This window comes from Rummeliibacillus sp. TYF005 (assembly GCF_003844195.1).
In the GTDB taxonomy this organism is placed as follows: domain Bacteria; phylum Bacillota; class Bacilli; order Bacillales_A; family Planococcaceae; genus Rummeliibacillus.
The window spans coordinates 36,909-45,657 of the sequence record NZ_ML122572.1; the positions used below are offsets into that span (position 1 = coordinate 36,909).

7 protein-coding genes are annotated in these 8,749 nt (G+C 33.9%); 3 read left to right on the forward strand and 4 right to left on the reverse strand.

The annotated features are described in order from the left end of the window. Positions 1–418 precede the first annotated feature (418 nt). Both CW357_RS13985 and CW357_RS13990 read right to left on the reverse strand, forming a co-directional pair. Positions 419–1,687, reverse strand: a complete 1,269-nt coding sequence (locus tag CW357_RS13985) for an MFS transporter (protein ID WP_124218368.1) — start codon at positions 1,685–1,687, stop codon at positions 419–421. 92 nt (positions 1,688–1,779) lie between these two features. After that, the gene (locus tag CW357_RS13990) at positions 1,780–2,307 is read right to left on the reverse strand and encodes a gamma carbonic anhydrase (RefSeq protein WP_119417151.1); all 528 of its coding nucleotides are present in this window, start codon (positions 2,305–2,307) and stop codon (positions 1,780–1,782) included. 125 nt (positions 2,308–2,432) lie between these two features. Between CW357_RS13990 and CW357_RS13995 the strand changes: the two genes are divergently transcribed. Together CW357_RS13995 and CW357_RS14000 are read left to right on the forward strand one after the other, a co-directional pair. Then, positions 2,433–3,233, forward strand: coding sequence for an alpha/beta hydrolase (locus CW357_RS13995; protein WP_119417152.1), 801 nt, complete (start codon positions 2,433–2,435; stop codon positions 3,231–3,233). Between the two features lie 512 nt (positions 3,234–3,745). Continuing rightward, complete coding sequence (locus tag CW357_RS14000) at positions 3,746–5,200, forward strand: alanine/glycine:cation symporter family protein (RefSeq protein WP_119417153.1); 1,455 nt, start codon at positions 3,746–3,748, stop codon at positions 5,198–5,200. 105 nt (positions 5,201–5,305) lie between these two features. Here CW357_RS14000 and CW357_RS14005 read toward each other — a convergent pair whose 3' ends face one another. Together CW357_RS14005 and CW357_RS14010 are read right to left on the reverse strand one after the other, a co-directional pair. Next, on the reverse strand, positions 5,306–5,836 hold the full coding sequence (locus CW357_RS14005) for an isoprenylcysteine carboxyl methyltransferase family protein (protein ID WP_119417154.1): 531 nt from the start codon (positions 5,834–5,836) through the stop codon (positions 5,306–5,308). A gap of 4 nt (positions 5,837–5,840) precedes the next feature. Then, positions 5,841–6,908, reverse strand: a complete 1,068-nt coding sequence (locus tag CW357_RS14010; RefSeq protein WP_119417155.1) for a type III polyketide synthase — start codon at positions 6,906–6,908, stop codon at positions 5,841–5,843. A 216-nt stretch (positions 6,909–7,124) separates the two neighbouring features. Between CW357_RS14010 and CW357_RS14015 the strand changes: the two genes are divergently transcribed. Next, on the forward strand, positions 7,125–8,669 hold the full coding sequence (locus tag CW357_RS14015) for an ABC transporter substrate-binding protein (protein WP_124218369.1): 1,545 nt from the start codon (positions 7,125–7,127) through the stop codon (positions 8,667–8,669). Positions 8,670–8,749: the final 80 nt, after the last annotated feature.

Here is an 8,749-nt window from a genome sequence, read left to right on the forward strand (position 1 = left end):
TCCTTTTTAAAATATGAACAGTTGTTAGAATAATTAGGCTAAGTAAAAAGAAAAGAATAAAAGATGAACCACTAATTTTGTTTTGAAGATATAGTAGTAGAAATATGGGATAAAATAAAATGCACAAAAAGCTAACTAAAAGAAAAGACATATTCTTTTTATTTCTAAAAATGAGAAATTCACTCCTTATATTACTTGATATGCCTATCTGGATTTTAATATTGAAACTGGAACATAATAGTATATAAAACTATTTATACTATTATGTTGGATGATAGAACGTAAAATAACATTCAAACTGTTTCAGATTCAACAGACATTAACGGGTAGTAAGAATAGCAAGCAAAATAAAAAGAAGATGAAGAAGAGTGATTCCTAGGAAAGAAGGCTGAATAAACACAGAATTACTGTTTAAAGTTTAATCCATAATAATTTCATTTTTAGGATCATGTTTTTTGAGTAAAATAACAAACAGACTGCCTAATGCACAAAATACCCCTGAAAGTATAAATGCCCATGTGTAAGAATCAAAGATATTGTAGATAAGTCCACCACCATAAGCAGCAACTGCTGCACCAACTTGATGAAATGCGACCATCCAACCGTACATCATAGCACTTTTCTTCATACCGAACTCGCGTCTTGCAAGGCCAATAGTAGGAGGTACTGTTGCAATCCAATCAAGGCCATAGAAAACTGAGAAAATAACAAGTAGAGTAATAGAGCCGTTATTTAATGCAAAAGGTAAAAACAATAGGGAAAGGCCCCGAAGCCCATAATAAGAAAATAATAGCCAACGATTATCAATTTTATCACTAAGCCAACCGGATAAAGTTGTACCAACCAGATCGAATATTCCCATAAAACTTAACATCGAAGCAGCAAGAACCATCGGAATACCATAACTCATGCAATATCCTACAAAATGAGTACCAATTAGACCAGTAGTTGAAAGACCACAAATAAAGAAACTGCCAGCTAAAAGCCAAAATGCTTTGCTTTTACTTCCCTCCATTAAAGAGATCCATACAATTTTAAAAGGGTTTTCATTTGAAGTAGTATTGGTACTGATTTTAAACTCATCCTTAACAGCTCCTAATGCTGTGATTCCAAGCTGTTTGGGCCAATCCTTCATGAAGAGTACTATTATTAAGAGCATAATAGTACTTAGACCAAAGATTAATGCAATAGCATGGTGCCAACTATACTGCTCTATTAACCTTGCGAGAATAGGTAGCAATACAAGTTGCCCGGTTGCTGTAGCAGCAGTTAAAATACCAACAGCTAGACCACGGTGTTTGACAAACCAACGATTTCCAATTTGTGTGCTTAATACGGTCAAAAATAAGCCAGAACCAATTCCAATCATGACACCCCAAATTAAAATAAGTTGCCATTCCTCTGTCATGACAAAAGTTAAGCCAAGGCCTAGTGTTAAAAGTGCCATGGATGCAATCATTGTTCTTTTTAATCCGAATCTTTCGACAAATGCAGCCATAAAAGGCCCTGAAAAACCATACAAAAAAAGTCCTACAGCAAAAGCGAAGGATATAACAGGTCTACTCCAACCAAACTCAGCTTCAAAGGGTTCTATAAAAACACCCGAAGACGAACGTATTATGCCTGCTACGATGATAGAAAAGAAAGTAATAACTAATATTACCCAACTATAGTGGATCTTTTTCATATAAGCATCTCCAATATAAAAGTTCATATAAGTACGGAAGGTTCAGAATACTAATCTGAACCTTCATAAGAAAATCTTCTATTAAGTAAAAGCTAACGTGTAAGTGGATTATTTTGTACTGATTTATAATATTGTCCTTTTTCATAGTATTCGTTAAGAATACGATCCATATCTTTTTTATCCTCATCTGTAAGTTCTCTAATAACTTTCGCAGGTCGGCCAAATGCTAATGTATTTGGTGGGATCTTCTTTCCTTGTGTAACAAGGCTACCAGCACCTATAAAAGCCCCTTCTCCGATTTCGGCACCATCTAAAACAATAGAAGCCATACCAATGAGTGCGCCTTTTTTAATATGACAGCTATGCAAAGTCACTTGATGTCCAACTGTTACTTCATCTTCTAGGATAAGTGGTGCTATAGGGCTTTGATGTAAACAACATAAATCTTGAACATTTACTTTTCGACCTATAATAGTAGGAGAAACATCTCCTCGAATAACGGTGTTATAAAAAATAGACGAATCTGGACCTATTGTCACATCTCCGGTTATAACTACATTGTCACCGATGAAAACAGATGGGTCAATAGATGGCTTTTTATCTTTAAAAGGATAAATCATTAAAAAACGCCTCTTTTCTAGCTCAGATTTTTTATAATAATCGTAACAAACTCATATAATAATTGGAACAGAAAAAAATAGAATACGTTAAAATAGAGATAGGATTTTATGAGGAGAGAAGTAATATGTGGAAATGGGAAGCTGAAGGTCAGGCGAAAGCTGTTGTAGTATTTATACATAGCGCATATGAGCATCATAGAAGATATGCATGGTTAATCGAAAAATTAAGAATGTCTGGAATGCATGTCATTACTGGTGATTTACCAGGACACGGTGAAGAGAGTAGAAGAAAAAAAGCGCATGACGAAGATTTTAGAGAGTATGGAAAATTTATTCGTCAAATGATGAAGGTAGCGTTAACTTACAATCTACCAATATTTATAATTGGTCACGGTTTAGGAGCAACTCTCGCTATTCAAATAGAAAGAAAACATAAATACGAATGTGCTGGAATAATTTTAACATCTCCGTGGATGCACTTAATACACCAACCATCAAAATTATCAAATGCTTTAACAGGGCTTAGTAAATTAACAGGAAATTTAAAAATTCACCATGACATTACGGTTAAACAACTAACACGTAGTTATGAATTTTATAAAGAAGAAAAAGATGATATTTACTATAATTCTGATATTACTGTGAACTGGTATCGAGAATTGCATCAATTTATGAAGAATATTGTTATGACTCAGGGTGATTTTCCAGATATACCTATATTATTAATGAATGGTGGCAATGATAAAGTTGTTTCCTCAGCCCATAGTAAAAAATGGCTGATGCAACAAAATGTATCAGAAATGCAATACAAGGAATGGATAGTTTGTTATCACGATCTTTATCAAGAACCAGAACGGGATGATATTTATAAGTATATGGAATCCTTTATGTATAATGCGTTGCGTAATATTGGCTATATTATTTAGTAAATAGAAGAATGGCTATTATAAGTAGATAATTTACTTATGATAGCCATTTTCTTTTTAAATATATTATTAATAACATATCTTTTTAAAAAGATATTCAGGAAATGTCTTGAAAATTATTGTATATTTATTAAATGAAATGAATATTAATTTACATCTTAATTATAAAGATATGCATTGATTTTTTCTGTTTGTATCATCACCAGTGGACAATTTTTGTATTTTGTGAACGATTTCAATGAGGATTGTCATAAAATACCTATATAAAGCCATTTTTGAAGGGTTAGATTATTAAAAAAATGTCACAATGTCCACTCTGGAAATACATATTGTGTCTATTTTGTGTCCATTCTTATGTAAACGGTTACAAATAATGCATAACTATATATATTTATATTAAAATAAAAAATGTAATGTAAAAGTTAAAATGATATTTAAAGAGAATTTTTAAATTCTTCCGAATGTTTTGGTATTAATAGTTGTAAAAAGTTATTATGATGGGAGACAACAAGATGAAAAACATTATTGATTCTATTTATGATGTTTTATGGGGACCTTGGATGATTTACGGCATTTTACTAGTTGGTTTGGTTTTTACCATCTTAACAAAAGGTGTACAAGTTAGGTTTCTAAAAGATATGTTTGGACAAATTTTTCATGGCGAAAAGTCAGAATCGGGTGTATCTTCATTCCAAGCAATGTCTATGGCGTTATCTGGTAGGATAGGTACCGGGAATATTGCTGGTACTGCTACAGCAATTGCCTTTGGTGGTCCAGGAGCTGTGTTCTGGATGTGGGTAACAGCGTTTATCGGATCTGCTACTGCTTACGTGGAGTCAACACTTGCTCAAATATATAAAGAAGAAAAAAATGGTCAATACCGTGGTGGTCCAGCTTATTATATCCATAAATTCACGGGTAAAAAATGGCTAGGGATGATTTTCGCGGTAGCAGCTCTTGTAGCGATGACACTACTTCAACCAACTGTTCAATCTAACGCAATTGCCGATGCTATGAATAACGCATTCGATATTCCACATTGGGTATCTGGCTTATTTGTTTGCTTAATCTTAGGAACGATCATTGTTGGCGGAGTAAAACGGATTGCTAATGCAGCATCTATTATCGTACCATTTATGGCTATAGGCTATATATTAGTAGCAGCTATTATTATCATTATTAATATAGATAAAGTACCAGATATATTTGCGTTAATATTCCGTAGTGCATTTGGCGCTGAACAAATGTTTAGTGGTATGTTAGGGGCAGCGATTGCATGGGGTGTTAAACGTGGGATTTATGCAAATGAGGCTGGTCAAGGGACTGGTCCTCACTCTGCTGCAGCTGCAGAAGTATCACATCCTGTTAAACAAGGTCTAGTGCAAGCAGCGTCTGTATACTTAGATACATTTTTAGTTTGTACAGCAACAGCCTTAATGATTTTGTTTACAGGAATGTTTAATGTTCAACTTGATGATGGTGCGGGTAAATTTATTGTTGAAAATATTCCAGGAATAGATGCAGGAACAGCTTATACGCAAGCAGCTGTAGATGCGGCGTTTCCAATAGGAGGATTTGGTGCAGCATTTGTTGCAATAGCATTATTCTTCTTTGCCTTCACAACAACAATGGCATATTATTATATTGCAGAAACAAACGTTGCCTTCATCTTTGATGGGAAAAAGCAAAAAATTGCAATTCGAGTTGTCCAATTATTGATCATTATCGCAACATATTTTGGTGCGGTAAGGACTTCAAAATCAGCATGGACTTTAGGCGATATTGGTCTAGGAATAATGGTTTGGGTGAATGTAATTTCTTTAGTATTTTTAGTCAAACCAACCCTCATTGCTCTTAAAGACTATGAACAACAGAAAAAAGACGGAAAAGATCCACAATTTAATCCTGAAAAGCTCGGTATTAAAAATGCTGATTTCTGGGAAGAAAAAAATAAAGGAAAAAATTAAATTAAATAAGGTTCAAATATAAAAAAACTAGGGGATTTATAATGACCCCTAGTTTTTTGCGTTGTATTGAATGTAAGGCATAGAATTTACATTTGATGTATCCCTTTATAAATGTTCCAAATTTCCCTCTTCATGATCAATGCTCTTTAATGCTGCTTCTTCAGCAGGGATACGAACTAGCATCATCACCATATTCAATATCGTAAAAATAACTGCAGTGAAGTATGCTTGGAAGATTAATGGAATAACTAAAATTTCTAAAGCAACAATGACATAATTAGGATGCGAGATCCATTTATAAGGTCCTTTTTTTACTAAGTTGGCATTTGGTAAAACAATAATTTTAGTATTCCAAAAATGTCCTAAAGATTTAATCACCCAAATACGACTAATTTGTAGAAGGAAGAATAACGTTAGAAGCAAGACCCAAAGGACGTTAAGTGATGGGCTTTTTACAAGATATTCTAGTAGAAGACTGCAGAGAAATAAAATATGTAGTGCAACGATAAATGGATAATGAGATTGGCCAAATTCAATTGCTCCTCGTTGTTTCATATACTGTTCGTTTCTTTTAGCAATTCGCAACTCTACTAATCTTTGGATACAAATTAATGTGAATACAATTACAAATAACATTTCATCACTCCCATTCAAGTAAAACCAGTTCACCACTGAATCCTGGTCCCAGTGAAGCCATGATCCCAATTTCACCGTAGTTTGGTTGTTGATCCATCACGTATTTCAATACATAAAGTACTGTTGGGGAAGACATATTGCCATGACGTTTTAAAACAATTGAACTTGGTGCAAGCAGTTCTTTTGGAAGTTCTAAAGCAGTTTCGTATGCTGCGAGAACTTTTTTTCCACCTGGATGTGCGATAAATTGAGAAATTTCATCTATTGAATGTTTATTTTTTGTGAGAAAGCTTTCTACAAATGGAGCAAACCATTTTTCGATTATACTTGGAATACTTTTTGCGAATATTACATGCAACCCGTTGTCCTCGATGCGCCAACCCATAACATCTTCAGAATTTGGCAGTAATTTTGATGCGGTTCCTTTAATACTAGGTAAAATTTTATTTGTGGATTTTTTTACTTGGTCCCCACTAACTAAAACACATGCGACTCCATCACCAAAAAGAGAAGTACCTATAAAGTTACTCTTATTTAAATCCTCTGGTTGAAAAGTGAGACTACAAAGTTCCAAACAAATAACTAATACCAATGAATCTGGGTGTGCTAAACAATAGTCATTTGCGCGACTAATGCCCGCTGCTCCACCACCACACCCAAGCCCCCATATCGGTATCCGAACAACGCTATCTGAGAAGGATAACTGATTGATCAATCTTGCTTCAATACTCGGTGTTGAAATACCAGTAGTTGAGACAAAAATTATAGCATCTATATCCTCGACATCTACACTAGGTACTTGTGCCAAACAATCTTGAATGACTTTTACACCATACTCTGTTGCCAATTCGATGTATAAATCATTTTTTTCTGAGAAAGTATGATTGGTTTGATACCATTCTATTGGCATGGCGAGTTGACGATTATGAATTTCAGCATTCTTAAATACTTTCAAATAACGTTCAAGCTTATTCATCTTTCCTGTAAATAGTTCTCCAATAAATTTCTCGGCAATGTCTTGCGTAAGCAAATGAGGAGGAGAATAGGTACTAACAGCTTGAATTTTTGGCAATTGTAAACTCCTTTTTTGATTGGATGTATCAGTCTATGCGCAATATTAAAAGTTTAAAACAAAAGAGTATATGACATTATTCGTTTCAAAAGTTTGAATAAAAGATCAAAACTAATTTTTATTAATAGATTTAGAAATACTAAATCTAAAAAAATTAGAAAATATTAAATACACATTTTGCATATAATAAGCAACAAAACAAAAAGGGGTGCTTATATGGGCAAAAGGAAAAGTCTTATATTTGTTGCGATCTTCGCTATAGTTGTTTCGACGTTTCTAGTAGCTTGTGGTAATTCAAATAGTAGTTCTGGGGATAAGAAGGATAAGAGTTTAGTAATCGCAATTGGTTCAGATATTATTTCTTTTGATATTCACAATCATAACAATACATCTACTGAATCGGTTCATCAAAATATGTTCGACTATTTGTTTAAACGAGATGAAAACAATGAGATAAAACCAGACTTAGTAGAAACTTATAAGATAGTAAATGACACTACGTTAGAAGCAAAGTTAAAAGAGGGTGTTAAATTCCACAATGGAGATCCATTAACTTCAGAAGATGTTAAGTACACATTAGAGCGTGTTGCTAAAGACGAGACCTTAAAAGAATACCCTAATTATAAACAGATAAAAGAAGTACAAATTATTGATGATTTAAACTTTAAAATAATTACTTATAAAGCTGAACCCTCGCTTCTCCACAGACTATCACGTCTAGGTTCAGGGATATTGCCAAGTAAATATATTAAAGAAAAAGGATTTGACTACTTTTTAGAACATCCAATTGGAACAGGACCTTATAAATTTAAAGAATGGGTACGTGATGAAAAGGTAGTATTTGAACCATTTAAAGATTATTTTAAAGGAAAAGTAGATACATGGGATAAAGTGACTTTCCGTGTTATTCCTGAGAATTCAACACGCGTGTCTGAATTACTAACGGGAGGGGTAGATATCGCAACGAATATTCCTCCAAGTGATTGGAAACGTGTTGAAGATAATGATGGAACATCTTTGAAACAGGAAATTTCAAACCGAACTATTATGTTGATACTACGGGCTACAAAAGGTTATCCAACATCAGATGTACGTGTCCGACAAGCTATCGACTATGCGATCGATGATAAATCATTAGCAGAAAATGCTCTTAAAGGCGGGGGCATTCCTACATTGACAAAAGTGGGGCCTGGCAACTTTGGGGCAAATCCAGATTTATATGACCAATATCATTTTGATATTGATAAAGCAAAAGCATTACTTAAAGAAGCTGGATACGAAAAAGGATTTGAAATGACGTTACATTCTCCTAAAGGACGTTATTTACAAGATGCCGAAGTGACAGAAATGATTGCTGGTATGCTATCAAAGGTGAATATTAAAGTAAAGATTGACTTTATGGAATGGAGCAAGTTTGTTGAAATGCGAACAGCTAAAAAGAATAAGGATGCATACTTGCTAGGTTTAGGTAATTCAATGTTTGATGGTGCATATGCAGTAGATTGGTATAGAGCTGAAAGAAATATCGGAGAAACAGATTATAAGAATAACAAAATTGAAAAGTTATTAGAAGAATCTGCTTCCAATATGGATGCTGAAAGTCGCACAAAACAGCTACAAGAAATCGAATCAATTGTTGCAGAGGATGTACCACATATACACCTTTACCAAGAGAAAATCTATACTGGCGTGAACGATAGAGTGGATTATACACCTACACAGGATGAAATGCTGTATGTGCCAACTATTAAACGAAAATAAAAGGGGATTAGATAGAGAGGCCAGGAAATAACTTCCTGGCTTCCCTTGTATAAAGCCCAGGGGTGAAATGTCAATCATAA